Raw genomic sequence first — 22,771 nt, forward strand, 5'->3', positions numbered from 1 at the left:
GCAATAGAACGTAATTTGTCCGATAGGCGGCTCATGCCACTGCCCAATACCGCCGCCAGCGCTTGTCACCCTCAAAGCGGACGTCCCCGCGCTTGATCAGCTCTTCCAGTGCGCGCTTGACTTGCTTGAGGTGGATTTCGCCGCCGATGCGCTGGTGAATGGCACTAATGGCCGACCTGGGGTAGCGTTGCAGGTCTTCCAAGATCAGCGCGGCCAAGCGGTGTGGCTCAATGCGCTTGAGGGTGGTCTCACCGGTGAACTGGAGGCTGCGCAGCAGGCTGGGGTCAACAAAGTAGCGTGTTGCCTGGGTCCGTCCGGCGCTTTGCACCAACTGCCAATCCAGCAGGCGTTTGAGCCAGGGTTGCAGTGCTTCAACGGATGGCAGCTCAAGCGACGTTGCCAGCTCGCGTGCCGTCAGGGCATCGTGTTGCGCCAACAGGCCCAATGCGATCCGCTCGCGCTGCGTGAGCTGATAGGTCTGGTCTGCCTTCGCAATGAAGTCGATCACTTCGGGCTTGAGGATACGGCGGCGCACCGTCACCTGCACGCGGTCGTAGGTCTCGATCAATTCGGGAGCCGGGCGGCCTTGTGAGAGCAGCACCTCGAAGATCTTGTCGAAACCGCTGCCTTCGCGCTCCATCAGCTTCAAATCATGGAACAGGCGTGCCAGGTGTTCGTTACGGCGAACCGTGGTGTGGAGCACGTTCTGCGGCGAGACGCCCAGCGGTAGTGGTCCAGGGTTGACCACTTCCAGTCGGTCTGGATGCAGGTTCAAAAAGATGTCACCGCGCTGGGTATAAGGGCGGTGTACCAAGGCGTTGACCAACAATTCGCGCACAACGATTTCATCGAAAGCAGGCACGTTCTGGCGGTACAAGCCATCGGGCAGCTCGTAGCGCTCGCGGAAATCAGGCACCTCCAGCCAGACCGCCTCGATCAACTCCATCGGGCTTTTCGTGTGGTCGTCCCACACCAGCTTGTTGACCTTCTGCCCGTGCTCGTCGTATTTGATGAACTGGATGACCGGTGCTGTGGCCAGTTGAGCGCGATGATGCTGGCGCCCGAGACTGAGCACGCCCAGGTTGGTGAGGTGCGCCCCTTGCGCGAGCTGATAGTGATCGAGCAGTTCGTCGTCAGACTTCTCCTTCACGGACGGCTTGACCCGATCCGATGCGCGCAAGGCTGCAAGGAGCTTGTCGCGTTTGGCGACATCAATCTCGGCACGTGGAGCATGCAAGGTGGTTTGTGTTTCCCACGGCAGTGCGGAGCGCTCACTGGCCAGGCGCATCACGTCATCGCCCGTCACGGGCTTGCTTTGATCGGCTACGCGCAGGAAGTAGCGTCCATCCGTGGTGGATGCAACGGCCATGGCGCGCGGAATGCGCAATTCGATGTATTGGCCACCATTAGGCGCAATGGTGATATCCGGCAGCACCGTCACGTTGACCGTGCGCTCTGCCAACCTGCGACGCAATGTGTCAGGCAGATCAGGAGGGACACGCTGATCGGCAGGAGGCTCGCTCTGGCCATCCTCAATCCCTAGCAGCAGGCAGCCACCCGTTGCATTGGCAAAGGCAATGCAATCCTTAGCGATTTCGTTCCAGTCCACCGTCTTGCCGGTCACGGCCCGCAAGGACTTCTGGTCAAGGAGTTGCCCTTCCAAGCTCACGCGTCACCTTCCCCTGCTGCATTCATTTTTGTTGGCTCCCATCGCCCGATTCTTCATCGGCACCTCCCGCTCGCACCCACTCGTCCACTTCGGACAGCTGAAACTTCCACAGCCGTCCGACACGATGCGCGGGAAGCCCCTTGCGTTCCCTCCAGCGATAAACGGTGTCTTTGGCAACACCCAGATGCTGAGCAACGTCTTCGGCAGTAACCCATGGTTCAATGCTCATGTCGATGGCGCTCTGCCTTTGTTAGTGAAAATCGTTAAAAATCGTTTTAAGTCTACCAGAAGGGCGCTAGCAAAGCAGCTTTTCACTGTTGAGTGACGCCGGAAGGAATCAGCGTAGGGGGCACTCCATTCGGCAGATGGGTGACTCACTCGACCCGTACTTGGCTTCCAGCACCAGGACCCGCGCTTCCCTTGACAAGCGATTTTGGTACCGCTACCATTCACTCAATTAAATTTGGTAGCGCTACCAATCTAGCAAAAATACAAGTCGTCCGTCCGGCCTTTGTCCCGTTCCCCCGACCCCGGAACAGTATGGAAGCTAACGGCAGGACAACAAAAAAGTACCCCCTCAACAGGAGACAAATCTTGAAAACGATCAAGGGCTTGCGCTGGTGGATCATCGTGCTCGTTTGCCTGGGCACGATCACCAACTATCTGGCACGCAATTCACTGGGGGTGCTGGCCCCCACCCTCAAGGACGAACTGGGGATGAGCACCCAGCAATACTCCTACGTCGTGGCGGCCTTCCAGGTCGGCTATACGATCATGCAACCGGTCTGCGGCTTCATCGTCGACCTGATCGGCCTGCGCATCGGCTTTGCTCTCTTCGGCGTGCTGTGGTCGGTAGCCGGGGTGCTGCATGCGGGGGCCACGGGCTGGCTCTCGCTGGCTGGCTTCCGGGCGCTGATGGGCCTGACCGAGGCGGCGGCGATTCCCTCGGGGATGAAGGCCGTGGCCGAGTGGTTCCCGGACAAGGAAAAGTCGGTCGCCGTGGGCTGGTTCAATTCGGGCACTTCTCTGGGCGCAATGCTGGCTCCGCCGCTGGTGATCTTCCTGCAGATCCGCTACGGCTGGCAGTCGGCCTTCGTGGTGACCGGCATCCTCGGCTTCGTCTGGGCGGCGCTGTGGTTCGCCTTCTACCGCTCGCCGCGTGACCATGCGGCGCTCTCCGATAGCGAACGCGACACCATCATCAAAGGCCAGTTGCGCCCTGTCAGCGCGGTCCGGGGCAAGCGTCCCGTCAAGGATGTGGTGCGCTCACGCCGCTTCTGGGCCATCGCCCTGGCGCGCTTCTTCGCGGAGCCGGCATGGCAGACCTTCAGCTTCTGGATTCCCCTCTACTTCGTCAATGAGCGTCACCTGGACCTGAAGACCATCGCCATGTTCGCCTGGCTGCCCTTCCTGGCGGCGGACCTGGGTGGGCTGGCCGGCGGTTACCTGTCACCCTTCCTGATCAATCGCTTCCGCATCCCTCTGGTATGGTCGCGCGTGTGCGGTGTGGTGCTGGGCGCGGTGATGATGATCGGTCCGGCCTGCGTGGGCCTGGTGGCCTCTCCCTATGTCGCCATTGCCCTGTTCTGCGTCGGCGGCTTTGCGCACCAGATGATCTCGGGCCTGGTCAATACGCTCTCGGCTGATGTGTTCGATCCCGAGGAGGTCGGCACCGCCAGCGGCTTTGCGGGCATGTCGGCGTGGATCGGCGGCCTGGGCTTCTCGCTGCTGGTGGGCGCGCTGGCCGATACCGTGGGTTATGGTCCGCTGTTCGGCATGCTGGGCGCGTTCGATCTGATTGGTGCGGTGCTGCTCATCATCCTGATCCGCGGCCAGTCCACCGAAGAGCGCGCGGCGCGCTCGCTGCAATCATCTGTCTAGAGCTGAGGTTCCTATCATGTCCATGCTGCATCCCCCGCGCTTTGCGCTCCAGTCCTCCGAGGGCAACCATCTGTGCCTGAAGGCCGATACCGGCGCGGTCATCGAATTGTTCGTGCTGGAAGAAGACATCATCCGCGTGCTGGTGCTGCCCGAAGGCAAGCTGCAAGGCCCTGCCTCCTGGGCAGTGGCTCCAGGGGCCGAAGATGTCCCCTTGGAAGGGCGCGACCGGCGCGACCTGAGCGGTTTCAGCCTGCCTGCCTTCGCCCTGCGCGACACGCCCGGCCAGTTGCAGATCGAGACCGCGCTGATCCGCCTGAGCGTCGCATTGGACGGTGGTTTCTGCCAATGGGAGCTGCGCCATGAGGGACAGTGGCAGAGCGTGCTGGCCGATCGCCCGACCCAGGCCTACAACTTCGGTTACTGGGACGAGCAGGTCTACCACTACCTGCGCCGCCAATCTGATGAGATGTATTTCGGCCTGGGCGAGCGCGCCGGCGACATGAACCGCGCCGGCCAGTCCTACGAGATGCGCAACATCGATGCCATGGGCTATAGCGCCCGTAATACCGATCCGCTCTACAAGCACATCCCCTTCTACATCACCTGGCTGCCCAAGACGGGCGCGGGCTTTGGACTCTTCTACGATACCCTCTCGGATTGCCGGTTCGACATGGGCCGCGAGCTGGACAACTATCACGGCCACTACCGTTACTTCACGGCCCCGCATGGCGATCTCGACTACTACTTCATCGCCTCGCCCGGCACCCCGCTGGCCGCGACCCGCCGCTTCACCTGGCTGACCGGTCGTCCGGCCTGGATGCCCAAGTGGGGCCTGGGTTATTCCGGCTCGACCATGAGCTACACCGATGCGCCCGACGCCCAGGTGCAGATGGGCCAGTTCATTGCCAAATGCCGTGAACACGATATTCTCTGCGACTCTTTCCACCTCTCTTCCGGCTACACCTCGATCGGCCCGAAGCGCTACGTGTTCCACTGGAATACCGAGAAATTCCCCGACCCGCACGGCTTCGTGCGCAGCTATCTGGAGGCGGGCATCCACCTGTGCGCCAACATCAAGCCCTGCCTGTTGCGCGACCATCCCCAGTTCGAACAGGCCCGCCAGGCCGGTCTGCTGATCTGCGACAGCCAGGGCGAGCCGGCGTGGGTGCAGTTCTGGGATGAGGTGGGCGCCTACCTGGACTTCACCAATCCGGCCACGCTGGACTGGTGGCGCGCCAACGTCAAGCAAGCCCTGCTGGACTATGGCGTGAGCTCCACCTGGAACGACAACAATGAATTCGAAGTCTGGACCGGCGACGCCTACGCCCACGGCTTCGGCCAGCAATATCCGGTGCGCCAGGCCAAGGTGCTGCAGACCATGCTGATGATGCAGGCCTCGCGCCAGGCACAGCTGGAAGCGGCGCCGCAACGGCGTCCCTTCCTGGTGTCGCGGTCGGGCGGCGCGGGCATGCAGCGCTATGTGCAGACCTGGTCGGGCGACAACTACACCTCCTGGGAAACCCTGCGCTACAACCTGAAGATGGGACTGGGGCTGGCGCTGTCGGGCGTGTCCAACATCGGCCATGACATCGGCGGCTTCTCGGGTCCGGCGCCGGCACCGGAACTGCTGGTGCGCTGGGTCGCCTTCGGCGTGTTCATGCCGCGCTTCTCCATCCACTCGTGGAACGACGACAAGACCGTCAACGAACCCTGGATGTATCCGGAGGTAACCGCCCAGATCGCCGCGCTGATCAAGCTGCGCTACCGCTTCATCCCCTATCTCTACGAACTGCTGTGGCAATCGACCCAGGACTACCAGCCGGTGCTGCGTCCGACCTTTGCCGAGTTCCCGCATGACCGCCGTTGCCTGGACGAGTGCGACGACATGATGCTGGGCAGCGCCATGCTGGTCGCGCCCGTGGTCGAGCAGGGCCAGACCGAGCGCCGCGTCTACCTGCCCGCGGGCACAGGCTGGGTGTCGTACTGGAGCGGCGAACGCTACGAAGGCGACCAAGATATCTGCCTGCCCGCACCGTGGGACCAACCGGTCATGTTGCTGCGCGAAGGGGCCGTGATCCCGATGAACGTGGCGCAACAACACTTCGACGTGCGTGCCGATGAGCGCGCTTTCCTGGTCGTCCCCTACAAGGAACAGGGCGAAGCCAGCGGCGCCTGTGTCGAAGACGACGGCCACAGCCAGGCCTGGCGCGATGGCGAACAAGGGCGCTGGCAAGTCCGCGCGCGTTCCGACGCCGCCACCGTAACGCTGGAAGTAGTGCGCGAAGGCCGCCTGCCGGTGGCAGCCGAGACCATCGACATCTTCCTGCCCGCGAGCGAACAGCGCCCCGTGCAGGCAGCGCAGGCGCGCATCGTCAGCGAACAGCACAGCCAGGGCTGGCGACGCCTGACGCTGGCGCTGTCGGCCTGATGCCCCTGCATTGAACACGCCCCCACCACAACCCAATAACACCAGGAGACCCACATGCAAGCAAAAGACATTTCTCGCCAATCATCGGCCTTCAAGCCAGCCTGCCTCTGCGCAGCGCTGCTGGCAGCCGGCATCGCCCTGCCCGCGTCGGCGCAATCGTCCGTCACGCTCTATGGCACAGTCGATCTCGGCCTGGCCTACAGCAGCAACCAGGGCGGTGCATCCAATACCTACATGAACTCCGGCGCACTGGCGGCCAGCAAGCTGGGCCTGACCGGCACGGAAGACCTGGGTGGCGGCAATATGGCGCTGTTCCGATTGGAGAATGGTTTCAATGCCGACACCGGCGCCCAATCGACTGCCGGCGTGCTGTTCAACCGCCAGTCCTATGTCGGCCTGTCCAGCAAGGACTATGGCCAGGTCACCGTGGGTCGCCAGTACACGCCCTACTTCCAGTACGTCGGCGCGCTGGGCCCGACCAATGTGCTCACGGGCGCTACCGGTGCTCACCCGGGCGACATCGACGCGCTCGATACCACGCTGCGGATGAACAACTCCATCACCTACACCCTGCCCACGCTGGGCGGTCTGCAGGCGGGCGTGCAATACGGCATGGGCGAGCAGGCTGGCAGCGCAGCGAATGGCTCCAGCGTGAGCGCGGCCCTGCGCTATGACTACCAGGCCTTCTCGTGGAGCGCCGGCTATACGCGGCTCAAGAACCTGACCAACGGCAACACCGCCGGCAGCTTCGGCAACGTCGGCAGCTTCGCCAACAACTCGCCGGTCAATGCCGGCTATGCATCCGCCGACAGCACGCAACTGCTGGCCACCGCAGCGCGCTATACCCGGGGCGACCTGATGCTGGGGCTGAACTATTCCAACGTGCAGTACAAGGCGGGCGCGCTGTCGGCCTTCAGCCAGACTGCTGTCTTCAATACCGTCGGCCTCATCGGCAGCTACAACCTCAGCCCGGCGCTGGTGCTGGCAGCCGGCTACAGCTACACCGCCGAAAAGGCGCGCAACGGCATCTCCTCTCCGGCCAAGTACAACCAGCTCTCGCTGGAAGAGGTCTATTCGCTCTCCAAGCGCACCGCGCTGTACGCGATCCAGGCCTACCAGCGCGCCAGCGGACAGACACTGCGCGCTGGTGGCGTGGGCAGCAGCATCGTCAATGCGGTGGCCTCGGTGGGCGATTCGCAGAACGGCACGCCCTCCAGCGGCAGCGGCCAGTTCGTGGCCATGCTGGGGATCCGGCATTCGTTCTGATCCTTATCCTGATCCAGCATGCGAAGGCGGGGCGTAACGGCCCCGCTGATCCTTGCGTCGTGCGCACGCCGATGGCTGCTCACGCGCACCAGCCCCTCTCCTCCACGCTCTTCTGCGCGCTCCCGTCCCTGCTTCAACGCCTGCCGCTACTCAACTGCGGCGCCAGGAACGACTGCCTGAAATACTCCCGCACCGCCTCCATGGCCGGCGTGAACTCCACGCCCTTGCGCCAGGCCAGCCCCACATTCATGGCCGGCACGTGATCCATCAGCAGCAAGGTTTCGATCCGCAATCCCTCCAGCGACCAGGGCCGGTACACCAGGTCCGACAGGATCGCCACACCCGAGCCATTGGCCACCATGCTGCGCACGGCCTCGATGGAACTGGTGCGCATGAGGATGTTGGGCTTGCGGCCACTCTGGTTCCAGTAGCGCAAGGCGGTCTTGTCGGCCTCATCCACGGTCAGCAGGATCAGCGGCTCGCTGGCCACCTCGGCCAGGTTCACCACGGTGCGTTCATTGAACCGGTGACGCGCAGGCAGCCACAAACGGCGTACTGAACCGAACAAGGTCTCATAGGCGATCTCGCGATGGCGCAGGTTGGATGTGAGCACCACCGCCATGTCGATCTCGCCCTCGACCAGGCTCTGCTCGATCTCGGCGCGTTCCTTCTCGTGGATGTGGATCTTGATGCGGGGATAGGACTGCGACAGGCGCTGCAGGTGATGCGGCAGGAAATAGCCCAGCACCGTATAACTGGCCGCCACCCGCAGGCTGCCGCTGGCGGTGTTGTCCGGCAGCGGACTCTTCATCGCATCGTCCACGCTGCGCAGGATCGAATACGCATGATTGAGGAAATGCCGGCCACTGTCGGTCAGGATCATTCCCTGGGCTGACCGGATGAACAGCGGCACGCCCAGCAAGGCCTCCAGTTCCTGGATGGCGCTGGTGACCGAAGACTGCGAAATGTGCAGGTGGATCGCTGCCTGCGAGATCTGCCCGACTTCGGCGGTGGCGACGAAGTAGCGGATCTGTCGAAGGGTGATGGCCATGTTTGCAATCCTTCAAAAGCTATCGGATTTTTCGATATCTACCCCTCTGATAATACATCTGTCCAATATTGTTGCCGATTTCTATACTCATTTTCACGCGCTGACGATAGCAGCGCAGGAGATTTCAAGATGAGAAAAATCGACCTGAATTCGGACATGGGTGAAGGCTTCGGCCCCTGGACCATCGGCGATGGCGTCGATGCGGCCATCATGCCCCTGATCAGTTCAGCCAACATCGCCACGGGCTTTCACGCGGGCGATCCCAACATCATGCGCAGCACGGTGGAGCAGGCCCGGCAGCACGGTGTGGCCATCGGTGCGCACCCGGGCTTTCGCGACCTGGTCGGCTTCGGCCGACGCCATCTCAACGCCCCGGCCATCGAACTGGTCAACGACATGCTCTATCAACTGGGCGCCCTGCGCGAGTTCGCCCGCCTCAACGGCATGAGCCTGCAGCACATCAAGCCGCATGGAGCGCTCTACATGCACCTGGCCCGCGACGAAGAGACCGCGCGCGTCTTCGTGCAGACCCTGCGCCAGCTGGACTCGAACCTGCTGCTCTTCTGCATGCACGGTTCGGCCGTCTGGCGCGTCGCGCAAGAACTGGGGCAAGCGGTGGTCTGCGAGTTCTATGCGGACCGCGATTACGACAACAGCGGTTCCATCGTCTTCACCCGCCGCGTCGGCGCGCTCGATCCGCAACAGGTGGCCGCCAAGGTGCTGCGGGCCTGCCGCGACGGGGTGGTGCGCACGGTCCAGGGGCAAGACATTCCCATTGCCTTCGAATCCGTCTGCATCCATAGCGACACCCCCGGCGCGCTGGCGCTGGTGCAGGCCACGCGCAGCAGCCTGGAGGCAGCCGAGATCGCCATCGCCGCACCACGCTGATCCATTCAATTCATCAAGAAGGAGAGCAGTCATGGCAGTCCACGAAGTGCAGTCGCCCTTGCCCGGCACCTTCTATCGCCGGTCCAGTCCCGATGCCCCGCCCTATGCCCAGGCAGGTGATCACATCGAGGCCGGCACGGTGATCGGCCTGATCGAAGTGATGAAACAGTTTACGGAATTGCAGGCCGAGCACAGCGGCAAGCTGCGAGCCTTCCACGTCGAGAACGGCGACCCGGTCGAACCTGGTCAGTTGGTCGCCGAGATCGAGACCGACGACTGAGGACAGCACCATGACGACATCCCTGCGCAAGCTCCTCATCGCCAATCGGGGCGAGATCGCCGTGCGCATCATCCGCGCCGCCCAGGCCCTGGGTATCCCGACGGTCGCCGCCTGCAGCGAGGCCGATGCCGATTCGCTGGCCGCCCGCATGGCCGATGAAGTCCGCATCATCGGTCCGGCCCGCGCCGACCGCAGCTATCTCAACGTGGAAGCCTTGCTTAAAGCGGCGCGCGACAGTGGCGCCAACGCCATCCATCCCGGCTACGGCTTTCTCTCCGAGAACGCCGCCTTCGCAGAAGCAGTGACTGCCGCCGGACTGATCTTCGTGGGACCAGAGGCCGACACCATCCGCCGCATGGGCGACAAGGCCGAGGCGCGCCGTACCGCTGCCGCCGCCGGTGTGCCGGTGGTGCCGGGCTCGCCCGGAGAACTCGACGATCTCACCGCAGCGCGGGCCTGTGCCAAGCGGATCGGCTATCCCCTGCTGATCAAGGCATCGGCGGGCGGCGGCGGGCGCGGTATCCGCATGGCGCGCAACGCCGCCGAACTGGCGCGGGAATTCCCGATCGCGCAAGGCGAGGCCCAAGCCGCCTTCGGCTCGGGCGCCGTGTATCTGGAACGCTTCATCCGCCGGGCGCGCCACATCGAAGTGCAGATCCTGGGCGATGGTCAACGCGCCGTCCATCTGTTCGAACGCGAATGCTCGCTGCAACGGCGTCGCCAGAAGGTCTTCGAAGAAGCCCCCTCGCCCATCCTCTTGCCAGAACAGCGGCAGGCCCTGTGCGCGAGCGCAGTGCGGCTGGCCGAGCGGCTACACTATCGCGGCGCGGGCACGCTGGAATACCTGTTCGATGATGAGAGCGGCGAGTTCTTCTTCATCGAGATGAATACCCGCATCCAGGTCGAACACCCCGTCACCGAAATGATCACCGGCATCGACCTGGTCCAGGCCATGCTGCGCATCGCCGGCGGTGAGCCGCTGGGCTTGCAGCAAGCCGACATCCACATGCGGGGCGCGGCGCTGGAGATGCGCATCAATGCCGAAGATCCTGAGCGCGACTTCTTCCCCAGCCCCGGCACAGTGACCGAGCTGCACTGGCCACAAGGCGAAGGCATCCGCGTGGAGAGCCATCTCTATGCCGGCTATCGCGTTCCGCCTTACTACGATTCGCTGCTGGCCAAGCTGGTAGTGCATGGAGACGACCGGTGCGAGGCCATCGAGCGCGCCCAGGCCGCCGTCGCCGCCACGCGCCTGAGCGGTATGGCCACCACCTTGCCGCTGCACCAGTGGCTGCTGGAAGATGCACGCCTGCAGACAGCGCGCTTCGATACCGGCACCCTCGAAATCTGGCTGGCCGAGCGCGCAGCGACCCGCGCCGCGCAATTTGAGGAGGCCTGAGATGAATCGCCTACAGACCACGCCTGCCACGCCCATCCGCTACAGCATTGCGGGCGACGAACACCTCTTTGCGGAGGTCTCCGAATCGATGTCACTGGAAGCTTTCTTCCGCGCCATGGCCATCACCCGCGCAGTGGAGAAACTGGCCTTGCCCGGCGTGCTGGATGTATGCCTGGCCAATGCCTCCTTCCAGATCCGCTTCAATCCCGACCTGATCCATCCGCTCGCTCTGCTGGAACAACTCAAGGCACTGGAGAGCAGCACCACCGCCGAGCGCCGCATCGACACGCGCATCATCGAAGTGCCTGTACTGTATGACGATCCCTGGACCAATGAAACGCAGGCGCGCTTCCGCGACCGTCATCAGGATCCTGCCTCCACCGACCTGCAATACGCCGCGCGCGTCAATGGCTATGAGCAAGTGCAGTCCTTTATCGCCGCCCATAGCGGCACGCCCTGGTTCGTTTCCATGGTCGGTTTCGTGGCCGGCCTGCCCTTCATGTACCAGATGGTCGAACAGGACAAGCAGCTGCAAGTCCCCAAATACCTGCGCCCGCGCACCGACACGCCCAAGCTGACACTGGGCCACGGCGGCTGCTTCGGCTGCATCTACTCGGTGCGCGGCGCCGGTGGATACCAGATGTTCGGCGTCACCCCCGCACCCATCTACGATCCGCAACAGGGCCTGCCCTATCTGCAGGAATCGATGGTGTTCTTCCGCGCCGGGGATATCGTGCAATTCAAGCCCATCGACCGCACCGAGTATGACGCCGCCATCGCGGCGGTAGAGAGCGGTCGCTTCGACCTGCGCATCCGTCCCGCCAGCTTCGATCTCGATGCCTTCCAGGCCGATCCCCAGACCTGCATCCACGCTCTCAAGGAGGCCCTCCATGACCATTAAGGTGAAACAGCCCGGCCTGGCGACCTCGGTGCAGGACGGTGGCCGCGAAGGCTACTACCATCTGGGCATCCCGCCCTCCGGCGCGCTGGACCAGTACGCCCTGCGCAGCGCCAACCTGCTGGTGGGCAACGCCGCCGCCACCTCGGCGCTGGAATGCAGCCTGCTGGGACCGCAGCTGGAATTCCAGTGCGATGCCCTGGTGGCCGTCACCGGTGCGCGCATGCAGCCCCGCGTGGATGGCAGCGAACGCCCGCTCGATACCGCCTTCATGGTGCGCTGCGGACAGGTACTGAGCCTGGACTACCCCAAGACTGGCGCGCGCAGCTATATCGCCATCGCGGGTGGCATCGATGTGCCGGTGGTGCTGGAGAGCCGCTCTACCTACGCTCTCGGCGCGCTGGGCGGATGGCAGGGACGCAAGCTGGCCAAGGACGACGAACTGCCGCTGGGGCGCGCATCATCGAAGGCCATTGAAGGCCGCGCCCTGCCGCTGTCGCTGGTGCCGGTGTACGACCGCGAAGCCACGCTGCGCGTGGTGCCTGGGCTGTATATACGCCGTCTCACCGATGAGGCAGTGGAGCGCTTCTTTGCCGATACCTGGACCGTCGGGTCGGAAGCGGACCGCATCGGCTACCGCTTCAAGGGCGGCCAGGCGATGCAATTCAGGCCACGCGAACAACCCTTCGGTGCGGGCTCGGACCCCTCCAACATCGTCGATGCCTGCTATCCCATCGGCTCGATCCAGATCCCCGGCGGCCTGGAGCCCATCGTGCTGTTGCGCGATGCGGTCTCCGGCGGTGGGTACGCCACCATCGGCACCGTCATCAGCGCCGACCTCGATCTGATCGGGCAGCTGCAACCCAACCACAAGGCGCAGTTCGTCCGCGTGACGCTGGAGCAGGCGCTGGAGGCCAGACGCCAATACCAGCAGCGCTTCCAGCGTCTGGACCGTTTCCTGGACAACTGAGCCCGTCACCCCGCGCATCCAACCGTTGGATGTCCATCTCCCGGTGGCTGCCTGCCGGCACCCGCCGGGCAGGACGCGCCTTTCGCTGTCGCAGTTCGTCCTGGCAGTTACGTTTGCCTCTCATCGCCTCATCGACTCATCGCTTCAACGTCTCTGGAGAAACTGACATGGCCGGTCTATCACAAACACAGAACAAGGAAATCGATCTCTCCACCCACAGCCTGCCTGCCAGCGCGCGCATGGGCAAGCTCTCGCTGACGATGGCCTGGTGGGCCGTCTGCAGCGCGATCTTCTACATCGTCGTGGGCGCATCGCTGGCGCTGGCCTATGGGGCGCGCAATGCCTTGATCGGGATGGTCCTCTCGGTCATCAGCTATGGTCTCATCAATGCCTGCATCAGCCGTTACGCCATGCGCACCGGGCTCTCGGTGGCCTTGTTCTCGCGCATCCTGTTCGGACGGCTGGGCGCCTCGCTGGCCACGCTGATCTTCTTTTCCACGGCGATCTATTACGCCGTCTTCGAGGGTTCGGTGATCGCGGTGGCGCTGCATCACCTCTATCCCACTCTGCTCTATCCGCTGGCCGCGCTCATCGTGGTGCTCTACAGCGTGCCGCTGGTCTTCGGCAGCGTGCAGCACTGGCTGGACAAGTTCAATGGGGTGCTGCTGCCGTTCTACCTGCTGGGCCTGCTGATGGCGCTGGTGCTGGCGGTGAGCCAGTATGGCTACCAGCCGCAGTGGCTGGACTTCGGCCCGGCCATGCCGCCGGCCGATGGCTGGTGGAGCTGCTTCACGTATTACATGGGCGTATGGGTGCTGATGATGTTCACCTTCGACTATGCCCGTTTCGGCAAGCCTGAAGATGCGGCCTATCATGGCCGCTTCAATTTCGGCATGCCCTTCTACCTGGTCACCATCCTGCTCAATGGCGCAGCCGGCATCTACCTGGCCAGCAGCATTCCGCAGGATGGTCCCTTGTCCGAGGTCTCGGTGGTGATGGCCATTCTCAAGCTGATGGGCTTCTGGGGATTGCTCTTCGTCTGGGTCACGCAGACCCGCATCAACACCGCCAACTACTACCTGGCCACCGTCAACATGCAGGCCTTCGTCGGCAACCTGCTGGGCCTGCATGCATCGCGCCTGGTGTGGGCGATTGTCGTCGGTGCAGTGGTCTATGCGCTGATGCTGGCGGACGTGTTCTCCTACCTGCTCAAGGCCCTGGCCTACCAGGGCGTGTTCGTGGTGGCCTGGGTCGGCGTGGCGCTGGCGCATATCCTCACCGTGGGCGATCATGGCGCCGCCGCAGACGGTGCGCCTGGCATCAACCGCTGCGGTCTGGGCGCCTGGTTCTGCGGCGTACTGCTGGGCTTCGTGCTGATGGAGATGGCGGGCTTCTGGCAGTCACTGTCGGCACCGCTGACCTTTGTGGTGTCGATGGGGGTGTATGCCTTGTGGCAGCAGCGCGGGCGGGCGGGAAAGACTTTGCAGACAGCGGATTGATTCCGTTCCATCAACACACAAGGGCGCTCACGAGACGTCCTTTTTTTCACGAGGATGTTCCCATTTGGGTAGCGCAGCAAGAAATTCCTGTCCGCCAGAGCCGCTTTGCAGCCCCTTGTCTCTGCGGCGAATCCCCCGCATAATCACCGCATGAATAGCGGTGATTATACCTACCTCTGGCAGGCTCCCGATTGGCCCCATTGGCGCTACGACCTGGACATCCTGGCCGAGCCACTGGCCCAGGTGAGCCATGCGCAGGGTCTACTACTGGGCCGGCTGGCCGATGTGGGACTCGGGTTGCGCGACGAAGCCAACCTGCTGGCCCTGACCGATGACGTCCTGAAAACCAGCGCCATCGAGGGCGAGCAGTTGAATCTGGCCTCGGTGCGCTCTTCCGTGGCGCGCCGCCTGGGCGTCGATATCGGCGCGCTGGCGCCAGTGGACCGACACGTCGAAGGGGTGGTGGACATGATCTTCGACGCCACCACGCATCATCACAAGCCACTGACTGCCAAACGTCTCTTCGCTTGGCACGCGGCCTTGTTCCCGACCGGCTATTCGGGGCTGAGCGAAATCATCGTCGGCGACTGGCGCGATGACGCCCAGGGACCGATGCAGGTGGTCTCCGGACCACTGCACCGTCAGAAAGTCCATTATGAAGCGCCCCCCGCTCGACGGCTGGCGCGCGAAGTGACGCGCCTGCTCAACTGGATCAATACCGCCAAGCCCGCCGAGCCTGCCCTGCTGCGCGCCGGCCTGGGGCATCTATGGTTCGTCACCCTGCATCCTTTTGATGATGGGAACGGACGCATCGCACGCGCCGTCGGCGACTTGCTGCTCGCCCGCGCCGATGGCAGCCCCCAGCGCTTCTATAGCCTGTCGGCGCAAATCCAGCGTGAACGCAAGGCCTATTACGACATCCTGGAGCGCACGCAAAAGGGCGACATGGATGTCACCCCCTGGCTGCTGTGGTTCCTGCAGACGCTACTGGCAGCGGTGAACCAGGCCCATCGCACGCTGGATGGCGTGCTGGTGAAAGCGCGCTTCTGGCAAAGGATCGCCGGTACGCCACTCAATGTCCGCCAGGTCAAAGTACTCAATCGTCTGCTGGATGGTTTCGAGGGCAAACTCACCAGCAGCAAATGGGCGGCGCTGGCGAAATGCTCTTCCGACACCGCCCTGCGCGATCTCAATGAACTGGTTGCGCTGGATCTGCTGCAACGCTCTACCGCTGGCGGCCGCAGCACAAGTTACGAACTCACCCTGCGCTGAATCAGCTCCGCCGACTCCCGCCCGACCCCCAGATAACTTTCCACGATCCGCCTATCCTCCGCCAGCACCCCCGCCGGCCCTGCGCAGACGATCTCCCCCATCTCCAGCACATAGCCGTAGTCGGCCACCTGCAAGGCCGCCCGTGCATTCTGTTCCACCAGCAAGGTCGCCACGCCCGTACTGCGCAGCTGGCTGATGATGGAAAGAATCTCCCTGGTGATCAAGGGCGCCAATCCCAGGCTAGGCTCGTCCAGCATCAGCACCTGCGGCTTGGCCATCAGCGCGCGGCCCACCGCCAGCATCTGGCGCTCGCCGCCGGAGAGCGTACCGGCAGCCTGCTTGCGCCGCTCCTTCAAGCGCGGGAACAGCGTGTACACGAAATCCTGCTGGTCCAGATAGCCCGACTCGCCATTGCGACGCCGCTTGTAGGCCCCCAGCAGCAGATTGTCTTCCACCGTCATGCTGGTAAATAATTCACGCTTTTCCGGCACCAGCGACAGCCCGCGCGCCACGCGCTCTTCCACTTCCATCTGGCTCACGTCCTCGCCTTGAAAAGCGATCCGTCCGCTGGCCGCTGCGCCGCTGGGCAGCGCTCCCATCATGGCGTTGAGCAGGGTCGACTTGCCCGCGCCATTGGGGCCGATGACGGTCACGATCTGGCCGGCGCGCAGCGACAGCGCCGTATCGGTCAAGGCCGCTACCTTGCCATAGCGCGCCGACAGGCCGCTGACTTCCAGGAGCACCGGTGCAGTCGTGGCGCGCACCTCGGGCTCGGCGCTGGCATGGGGCATCATGGTGGCGACGGTCATCATTGGGCTCCTCCCAGATAGGCTTCCAGCACGGCCGGGTGGACCTGGATCTGGGCCGGCGTGCCCTCGGCAATCTTGGTGCCGAATTCCATGACCACGATGTGGTCGGTCAATTGCATCACGAAGTCCATGTCGTGCTCCACCAGCAGCACCGCCATCCCTTCCCCGCGCAGCTTGTCCAGCAAGGCGGCCAGCGCCTCCTTCTCTTTCAGACGCAGGCCGGCTGCAGGCTCATCGAGCAGCAGCAGGGCCGGATCGCAGCAGAGCGCGCGGGCGATTTCCAGAATGCGTTGCTGCCCCAGCGCCAGGCTGCCGGCAGGCCGGTCGACCAGATCACCGAGGCCGACGCGTTCCAGCTGCCGCCGCGCTTCGCTGAGGATGCGCGCTTCTTCCTCGCGGTTGGCGCGCAAGAGGCTGGCCAGGATGCCACGCTGCGGCGCGAACTGGCCGCGCCGGAATGCGCCCATGGCGGCGTTTTCCAGCACGCTCATGCCCGGCACCAGCCGCACGTGCTGGAAGGTGCGGGCGATGCCGCGGCTGGAGATGTCGCGGGAAGACAATCCCGCCAGCGACTGGCCACGATAATTGAGCTTGCCGCTGGTAATGGAGAGCACGCCCGTGACGAGGTTGAAGGTGGTGGACTTGCCCGCTCCGTTCGGTCCGATCAGGCCGACGATCTCGCCGGCCTTGACCGAGAAGCTCACATCATTGACCGCGACCAGCCCGCCAAACTGCTTGCGCGCCGCCTCGACCTCGAGGATCACTTCGCCGCGCGCTGGCTTGGCCATCTGCGCCAGCGGCGCGGCGTCAGCGGGCAGGCGGCGTGGCCGGCGGCGGCCAAAGCGCGCCTGCAGGCGCGGCCACAGTCCTTCGTTGGCGAACTGCAGGAAGATCACCAGGGCGATGCCAAAGACAATGGCTTCGAAATTGCCGCCCGTGCCGAGCACGCTAGGCAACCACTCCTGCAGGAAGTTGCTCAGCACCGCCAGCAGGCCCGCGCCCAGGATCGCCCCCCACACATGACCAGCACCGCCGACCACCACCATGAGCAGGTAGTCGATGCCATACTTCAGGCCAAATGGCGTGGGATTGACGGCCTGTTGCAGGTGGGCGTAGAGCCAGCCGGAGATGCCGGCCAGCACGGCGGCATAGACGAAGATGACGATCTTCAGCCGGGCCGTGTCCACGCCCATGGCTTCGGGCATCACGGTACCGAAGCGCAGGGCGCGCACGGCGCGACCCGCGCGCGAATCGAGAAAGTTGACCACCGAGACCAGCGCCAGGATCAGCACCACCCAGATCAACAGGTACATCGATGCGCCATTGCCGAATTCAACGCTGCCGATGGTGATGACGGGAATGCCGTTGATGCCGTCATGCTTGCCCAGTATCTCCAGGTTGCCGAACAGGTAGTACAAGGACAGGCCCCAGGCGATCGTGGACAGCGGCAGGTAGTGGCCGGAAATGCGCATGGTGAGCGAGCCGATCAGGAAGGCCGAGCATGCGGTCAGCGCAATGCCGGCCAGCAGGCCGATCCAGGGCGAGAGTCCGAACTGCGTCGTGAGATAGGCAGTGGTGTAGGCGCCAATGCCGACGAAGGCCGCCTGGCCGAACGAGATCAGCCCGGCCACGCCGGTGAGCAGCACCAGGCCGAGCGCGACGATGGCATACAGGCCGACGTAGGACAGCAGCGTCACCCAGAAGGGCGGCAGGCCCAGTTGCGGCAGGGCCAGCACGATGGCGAAAAACAAGGCCGGCAGCGCGGCGCGATGCGATGTGAATGCAGTCATGGCGGCGTCCTCAGGCTTCTTCGTCGATATGGTGGCTGGTCAGCGAGCGCCACAGCAGGATGGGGATGATGACGGTGAAGACGATCAATTCCTTGTAGGCGCTGGCCCAGAAGGAAGAGAAGCTTTCGATCAGGCCGACCGATACCGACCCCAGCGCCGCAATCGGATAGCTGGCCAGTCCGCCAAAGATCGCACCGACAAAGCCCTTGAGCGCGATGATGAAACCGGACTCGTAGTTGACGATGGTAAAGGGCGCAATCAGGATGCCGCACAGCGCCCCGATCCCCGCCGCCATCCCGAAGGAGAGCTTGCCGGCCTGGTTGATGCCTACCCCGACCAGGCGCGCCCCGAGCCGGTTGACGGCGGTGGCGCGCAGGGCCTTGCCGGTCAGCGTACGTTCGAAGAAGAGATAGATCACGGCAATGAGTGCGGCCACCGTGATCAGCACGATCACGCTCTGGCCCGAGACTGGACTCTCGCCGAGATTGAACTGCATCTCGGTGAACGGCCTGGTGTTGGTTCCTTCGGGACCGAACATCAGCAGGCCCAGGCCGACCATGGCCAAGTGCACGCCCAGCGAGACGATCAGCAGCACCAGCACGCTGGAGTGCGCCAGCGGCTGATAGGCCACGCGGTAGATCATCGGCCCCATCGGCACCACGATCAACAGCGCCAGCAGGATCTGCCATGGCATGGCCAGCGTCTGCAGGTCGAGATAGCGCGTCAAGGCAAGGATCGCCAAGGGCAAGCCGAGGTGCGTGGCCAGCAGCAGCGGCAGGCGGCGCAGCAGGCGCGCACGCGTCTGCGCCAGGCGCAGCGCGCTGCCGGTCTCGACGGCCAGGGTCACGGCGCCCAGGGCCAGCAGCAGCAGCGCCGTGCCGGGCGCCTGTCCGTTCTGGATGGCCGCCAGCGTCAATGCGCCGAAGGCGACGAATTCGCCCTGCGGCAGGAAAATCACCCGCGTGACTGAAAACACCAGCACCAGCGCCAGCGACAGCAGCGCATAGATCGCGCCGGTCGTGATGCCGTCCTGGATCAGCACGGTCAAAATGCTTGTATCCATGTCTCCTCCTGTTCGTTCCGGCTGCCGCAGTCTGTGCTGCGGCTGGCCGTGGATGTCGTTGGTCCTTGCTGAACCTTTTATATTTTTTAGATCATTTGGCGCATGATCCGGCCCACAGCATTCAGTCCAGGGGCTTCTTGGCCACCAACGTGAGGATGTCGTAGGAGGCCACCAGATCGCCGTCCTGGTTGCTCACCTCCACATCCCAGGCCACCACGCCCTGGCCCTGGCCATTGGCATCCTTCTTGTTGCGGTCGATCTTGCGCTTGCAGGTCAGGCGCGCCGAGATGGTGTCGCCGATGCCCACCGGCTTGACGAAGCGCAGCGTATCCAGTCCATAGTTGGCCAGCACCGGGCCCGGCGCGGGCGAGACGAACAGGCCGGCGGCCGCCGAGAGCACGAAGTAGCCATGCGCGATGCGCTTGCCGAAGGGCGACTGGCGGGCGGCGATCTCGTCGAAGTGCATGTAGAAATGGTCGCCCGAGAGGCAGCCGAAATTGACGATGTCGGCTTCGGTGACGGTGCGGCGATGGGTGCTCAGCGAGTCACCGATCTGCAGGTCTTCGAAGTAATGACGGAAGGGATGGATGCCTGATTCGCGCACCTGTGCGCCACGCACGTGCTCGCCCACGACGGCGGCCAGCATGGTCGGCGAACCCTGCACGGCCGTGCGTTGCAGGTAGTGCTTCACGGCGCGCGAGCCGCCCAGTTCCTCGCCGCCGCCGGCGCGGCCAGGGCCGCCGTGCTTGAGTTGCGGCAAGGGCGAACCGTGGCCGGTGGATTCCGGTGCGGCTTCGCGGTCCAGCACCAGCAGGCGACCATGCCAGGCAGCGGCCACCGGAATGGCGCGCGCGGCCACCGCTGGCGTGCGCGTGACCAGGCTGGCCACCAGGCTGCCGCGTCCGCGTGCGGCCAGGGCCAGGGCTTCGTCGAGATCGTCATAGGGCATGAGCGTGCTGACCGGACCGAAGGCTTCCACTTCATGCACCGGGCTGCCCGCCGCGGTATCACGGGCCAGCAGCAGCGTGGGCGCGAAGAAAGCGCCCTCGCCCACGCCCTGACCTTGCGGTGCGAAGGCGCTGCCGGCGCCGAGGATGACATCGGCGCTGTGCTTGAGCAAGGCCACACGTTCTTCCACATCGCGCTGCTGTGCGCGCGAGGCCAGCGGCCCCATGCGCACCGCTTCCAGTGCGGGATCGCCGACCACGATCTTCGAGAGGCGAGCGGCCAGTCTTTCGGCGACCGCATCGATGTGCCGGCGCGGCACGATGGCGCGGCGGATGGCCGTGCACTTCTGGCCGGCCTTGGTGGTCATCTCGCGCGCCACTTCCTTGACGAAGAGATCGAACTCTTCATCGTCGGCGGTGAGATCGGGGCCGAGGATGGCGCAGTTCAGCGAATCGGCTTCGGCATTGAAGGGGATAGAGTTGGCGATCAGGTTGGGGTGCGCGCGCAGCTTGGCTGCGGTATCGGCCGAGCCGGTGAAGGTCACCACGTCCTGGGCCTGCAGGCGATCCAGCAGATCGCCGGTGCTGCCGATGACCAGTTGCAGGCTGCCTTCGGGCAGCAGGCCCGATTGCTGGATCAGCTGTACCGCTGCCTCGGCCAGGTAGCTGGTGGCGGTGGCGGGCTTGACGATGCATGGCATGCCGGCCAGGAAGGTGGGGGCGAATTTTTCCAGCATGCCCCAGACCGGGAAATTGAAGGCATTGATGTGGACCGCCACGCCGCCGCGCGGCACCAGGATGTGGGTGCCGGCAAAGCGGCCCTGCTTGCCCAGCGGCATGGCCGGGCCTTCGTGGACCAGGTTGGACGAAGGAAATTCATTGGCGCCTATGCTCGCATAGGTGAACAGCGTGCCGCTGCCGCCTTCGATATCGATCCAGCTGTCGGCGCGGGTCGCGCCGGTATGGGCAGAGACCGCGTACAGGACTTCCTTGTGCTCCATCAGGTACTTGGCCAGGGCCTTGAGGATCGCGGCGCGTTGCTGGAAGTCCAGCGCCATGAGCGCAGGCAGGCCCGTCTTGCGGGCGTGTTCCAGCGCTTCGCCGAAGTCGATGGATTCCTGGTGGATGCTGGCGACGGTGTGGCCATTGACTGCGCTGTGCAGAGCCTGGGCCGGGCTTTCACCGAACCAGCGGCCGGCGATGAAACTCTGGAGCAGAGGGAGACGGGCGGTCATCGGGGACTCCTGATTTGCATAGTGGATGAGCTTTACAAAATTGGGCAGCGGCAGCTGCGACCCGCAACATAGGAATGGTTCAATGAAGCGCCGCGGCTATTACATCCGTCACCACCGGCCGTTCGACCTGAGTAGCGGCGTAGCCGCGTATCGAAGCCTGTCCTGAGCCCGTCGAAGGGGCGCTCCGGCGTGTGACCTCCGCAGCGCCTTCGATACGGCCCATAGGGCCTACTCGGGTCGAACGGTTTGCGGTGCGCGAGCGTATTCGTTTTGGGTGGTCAGGGCTGGTATTGCCAAGCCCCATCAACGATCTTGACCATCACCGCAGCGCGCTGGTCCAGCCCCAGGTGATCGGTGGAGGACATGGTGTAGACGCCATGCACGCCCGTGACTTCCTTGGTCGCTTCCAGTGCATCGCGCAGGGCGGCGCGGAATTCCGGCGTGCCCGGCTTGGCGCCCTTCAAGGCCACGGGGATGGCCGATTGCAACAGCACGCCGGCGTCCCAGGCGTAGCCGCCGAAGAGCGAGACGCTACCCTTGCCATGTGCCGCTTCATACTTGGCGGTGTAGTCCAGCGCCACCTTGCGGATAGGATTGGAGGCCGGCAGCTGCGCAGCGACCAGCACCGGGCCGGCAGGCAGCAGCGTGCCGTCGAGCATCTTGCCGCCCACGCGCAGGAAGTCGGCATTGGCCACGCCGTGGGTCTGGTAGATCTGGCCCTTGAAGCCGCGGTCCTTCAGGGCGCGCTGCGGCACCACCGCGGGCGTGCCGGAGGCGGCGATGAGGATGGCGTCGGGCTTGGCCGAGACCAGCTTCAACGCTTGCGCAGTGGTCGAACTGTCGGTGGGGGCGAAGCGTTCATTGGCCACCAGTTCCAGCTTCTTCAAGCCGGCGGCCTTCTTGAATTCCTCGTACCAGCCTTCGCCATAGGCATTGGAATAGCCAATGAAGGCGATGCGCTTGTAGCCGCGCGCCACCATGTCGCGGGCGATCGCCAGCGACATCATGATGTCGTTCTGCGGCGTCTTGAAGACCCATTTCTTTTTCGCATCCATGGGCTCGACGATACGCGCGGCAGCGGCCAGCGAGATCATCGGGGTCTGCGCGTCGGCGGCCACTTCGGTCATGGAGATCGAGTTGGGGCTCACCGAGGAGCCGATGATGACGTCCACATTGTTTTCGGACACGAAGCGGCGCGCATTCTTGACCGCCTGCGTAGTGTCGGAAGCGTCGTCGAGGATGATGTAGTTGATCTTCTGCCCGGCGATGGTCGCGGGCAGCAGTGCGATGGTGTTCTTCTCGGGGATGCCCAGCGAAGCCGCCGGACCGGTGGTGGAAACGGTGACGCCGACATTGATGTCAGCGCGTGCGGCAAGCGCGCAGCCGGCCAGTGCCAGCGCGAGCAAGGGGCGAGCAAACTGCATGG

General features: G+C 64.1%; 18 protein-coding genes. 10 read left to right on the forward strand and 8 right to left on the reverse strand.

The genetic code is table 11. The features are described 5' to 3' along the window. Positions 1-31: 31 nt before the first annotated feature. Positions 32-1,669 carry an ATP-binding protein gene (locus tag BGK68_RS00965; protein ID WP_075255527.1) on the reverse strand — a complete coding sequence of 546 codons (1,638 nt, stop codon included), beginning with the start codon at positions 1,667-1,669 and terminating at the stop codon, positions 32-34. Positions 1,670-1,691: 22 nt separating this feature from the next. Continuing rightward, a complete protein-coding gene (locus tag BGK68_RS00970) occupies positions 1,692-1,904 on the reverse strand; it encodes a helix-turn-helix domain-containing protein (protein ID WP_257785571.1) in 213 nt (70 codons plus the stop codon). A gap of 359 nt (positions 1,905-2,263) precedes the next feature. Here BGK68_RS00970 and BGK68_RS00975 point away from each other — a divergent pair, with 359 nt between their 5' ends. Genes BGK68_RS00975 through BGK68_RS00985 form a run of 3 tightly spaced genes read left to right on the forward strand, consistent with a single transcriptional unit; the run spans position 2,264 to position 7,244 of the window. Next, entirely contained in the window at positions 2,264-3,550 is a 1,287-nt protein-coding gene (locus BGK68_RS00975; protein WP_075255529.1) for an MFS transporter, read from the forward strand. 16 nt (positions 3,551-3,566) lie between these two features. Then, the gene (locus tag BGK68_RS00980) at positions 3,567-5,978 is read left to right on the forward strand and encodes a glycoside hydrolase family 31 protein (protein ID WP_075255530.1); all 2,412 of its coding nucleotides are present in this window, start codon (positions 3,567-3,569) and stop codon (positions 5,976-5,978) included. A 54-nt stretch (positions 5,979-6,032) separates the two neighbouring features. Then, positions 6,033-7,244: a porin gene (locus BGK68_RS00985; RefSeq protein WP_075255531.1), complete on the forward strand. Its 1,212-nt coding sequence runs from the start codon at positions 6,033-6,035 to the stop codon at positions 7,242-7,244. 133 nt (positions 7,245-7,377) lie between these two features. Here BGK68_RS00985 and BGK68_RS00990 read toward each other — a convergent pair whose 3' ends face one another. Continuing rightward, the gene (locus tag BGK68_RS00990) at positions 7,378-8,295 is read right to left on the reverse strand and encodes a LysR family transcriptional regulator (RefSeq protein ID WP_075255532.1); all 918 of its coding nucleotides are present in this window, start codon (positions 8,293-8,295) and stop codon (positions 7,378-7,380) included. 129 nt (positions 8,296-8,424) lie between these two features. Here BGK68_RS00990 and BGK68_RS00995 point away from each other — a divergent pair, with 129 nt between their 5' ends. From BGK68_RS00995 to BGK68_RS01025, 7 genes are all read left to right on the forward strand, one after another. Beyond that, positions 8,425-9,183: a 5-oxoprolinase subunit PxpA gene (locus BGK68_RS00995; RefSeq protein WP_075255533.1), complete on the forward strand. Its 759-nt coding sequence runs from the start codon at positions 8,425-8,427 to the stop codon at positions 9,181-9,183. Between the two features lie 31 nt (positions 9,184-9,214). Then, a complete protein-coding gene (locus tag BGK68_RS01000) occupies positions 9,215-9,463 on the forward strand; it encodes an acetyl-CoA carboxylase (RefSeq protein ID WP_075255534.1) in 249 nt (82 codons plus the stop codon). A 10-nt stretch (positions 9,464-9,473) separates the two neighbouring features. Then, positions 9,474-10,862 (forward strand): acetyl-CoA carboxylase biotin carboxylase subunit, encoded by a 1,389-nt coding sequence (locus BGK68_RS01005; protein WP_075255535.1) that lies wholly within the window; start codon positions 9,474-9,476, stop codon positions 10,860-10,862. Between the two features lies 1 nt (position 10,863). Next, on the forward strand, positions 10,864-11,763 hold the full coding sequence (locus BGK68_RS01010; protein WP_075255536.1) for a 5-oxoprolinase subunit B family protein: 900 nt from the start codon (positions 10,864-10,866) through the stop codon (positions 11,761-11,763). Beyond that, complete coding sequence (locus tag BGK68_RS01015) at positions 11,753-12,730, forward strand: 5-oxoprolinase subunit C family protein (protein ID WP_075255537.1); 978 nt, start codon at positions 11,753-11,755, stop codon at positions 12,728-12,730. The genes BGK68_RS01010 and BGK68_RS01015 overlap by 11 nt, the downstream gene beginning before the upstream one ends. A gap of 167 nt (positions 12,731-12,897) precedes the next feature. Continuing rightward, complete coding sequence (locus BGK68_RS01020; protein ID WP_075255538.1) at positions 12,898-14,229, forward strand: purine-cytosine permease family protein; 1,332 nt, start codon at positions 12,898-12,900, stop codon at positions 14,227-14,229. Between the two features lie 150 nt (positions 14,230-14,379). Beyond that, positions 14,380-15,501, forward strand: a complete 1,122-nt coding sequence (locus BGK68_RS01025; protein WP_075255539.1) for a Fic family protein — start codon at positions 14,380-14,382, stop codon at positions 15,499-15,501. Here the strand turns inward: BGK68_RS01025 and BGK68_RS01030 are convergent. From BGK68_RS01030 to BGK68_RS01050, 5 genes are all read right to left on the reverse strand, one after another. Continuing rightward, positions 15,480-16,310 (reverse strand): ABC transporter ATP-binding protein, encoded by an 831-nt coding sequence (locus BGK68_RS01030; protein WP_083657697.1) that lies wholly within the window; start codon positions 16,308-16,310, stop codon positions 15,480-15,482. The two genes, BGK68_RS01025 and BGK68_RS01030, sit on opposite strands and share 22 nt — an antisense overlap. Continuing rightward, entirely contained in the window at positions 16,310-18,100 is a 1,791-nt protein-coding gene (locus tag BGK68_RS01035) for a branched-chain amino acid ABC transporter ATP-binding protein/permease (protein WP_075255540.1), read from the reverse strand. The genes BGK68_RS01030 and BGK68_RS01035 overlap by 1 nt, the downstream gene beginning before the upstream one ends. Before the next feature lie 10 nt (positions 18,101-18,110). Further along, the gene (locus BGK68_RS01040; RefSeq protein ID WP_075255541.1) at positions 18,111-19,163 is read right to left on the reverse strand and encodes a branched-chain amino acid ABC transporter permease; all 1,053 of its coding nucleotides are present in this window, start codon (positions 19,161-19,163) and stop codon (positions 18,111-18,113) included. 121 nt (positions 19,164-19,284) lie between these two features. After that, entirely contained in the window at positions 19,285-21,345 is a 2,061-nt protein-coding gene (gene paaZ / locus BGK68_RS01045; RefSeq protein ID WP_075255542.1) for a phenylacetic acid degradation bifunctional protein PaaZ, read from the reverse strand. 278 nt (positions 21,346-21,623) lie between these two features. Then, positions 21,624-22,769 carry an ABC transporter substrate-binding protein gene (locus BGK68_RS01050; RefSeq protein WP_075259642.1) on the reverse strand — a complete coding sequence of 382 codons (1,146 nt, stop codon included), beginning with the start codon at positions 22,767-22,769 and terminating at the stop codon, positions 21,624-21,626. Between the last annotated feature and the right edge of the window lie 2 nt (positions 22,770-22,771).

The organism is Herbaspirillum camelliae (genome assembly GCF_001929405.1).
In the GTDB taxonomy this organism is placed as follows: Bacteria; Pseudomonadota; Gammaproteobacteria; order Burkholderiales; family Burkholderiaceae_D; genus Herbaspirillum; species Herbaspirillum seropedicae.

Coding starts and splice junctions, on each gene's coding strand:
- BGK68_RS01040 (WP_075255541.1), bottom strand. CDS start 19,163: ATGGATACAAGCATTTTGACCGTGCTGATCCAGGACGGCATCACGACC.
- BGK68_RS00990 (WP_075255532.1), bottom strand. CDS start 8,295: ATGGCCATCACCCTTCGACAGATCCGCTACTTCGTCGCCACCGCCGAA.
- BGK68_RS01010 (WP_075255536.1), top strand. CDS start 10,864: ATGAATCGCCTACAGACCACGCCTGCCACGCCCATCCGCTACAGCATT.
- BGK68_RS01015 (WP_075255537.1), top strand. CDS start 11,753: ATGACCATTAAGGTGAAACAGCCCGGCCTGGCGACCTCGGTGCAGGAC.
- BGK68_RS01035 (WP_075255540.1), bottom strand. CDS start 18,100: ATGACTGCATTCACATCGCATCGCGCCGCGCTGCCGGCCTTGTTTTTC.
- BGK68_RS01025 (WP_075255539.1), top strand. CDS start 14,380: ATGAATAGCGGTGATTATACCTACCTCTGGCAGGCTCCCGATTGGCCC.
- BGK68_RS00995 (WP_075255533.1), top strand. CDS start 8,425: ATGAGAAAAATCGACCTGAATTCGGACATGGGTGAAGGCTTCGGCCCC.
- BGK68_RS01005 (WP_075255535.1), top strand. CDS start 9,474: ATGACGACATCCCTGCGCAAGCTCCTCATCGCCAATCGGGGCGAGATC.
- BGK68_RS01020 (WP_075255538.1), top strand. CDS start 12,898: ATGGCCGGTCTATCACAAACACAGAACAAGGAAATCGATCTCTCCACC.
- BGK68_RS01000 (WP_075255534.1), top strand. CDS start 9,215: ATGGCAGTCCACGAAGTGCAGTCGCCCTTGCCCGGCACCTTCTATCGC.
- BGK68_RS01050 (WP_075259642.1), bottom strand. CDS start 22,769: ATGCAGTTTGCTCGCCCCTTGCTCGCGCTGGCACTGGCCGGCTGCGCG.
- BGK68_RS00980 (WP_075255530.1), top strand. CDS start 3,567: ATGTCCATGCTGCATCCCCCGCGCTTTGCGCTCCAGTCCTCCGAGGGC.
- paaZ (WP_075255542.1), bottom strand. CDS start 21,345: ATGACCGCCCGTCTCCCTCTGCTCCAGAGTTTCATCGCCGGCCGCTGG.
- BGK68_RS01030 (WP_083657697.1), bottom strand. CDS start 16,310: ATGACCGTCGCCACCATGATGCCCCATGCCAGCGCCGAGCCCGAGGTG.
- BGK68_RS00985 (WP_075255531.1), top strand. CDS start 6,033: ATGCAAGCAAAAGACATTTCTCGCCAATCATCGGCCTTCAAGCCAGCC.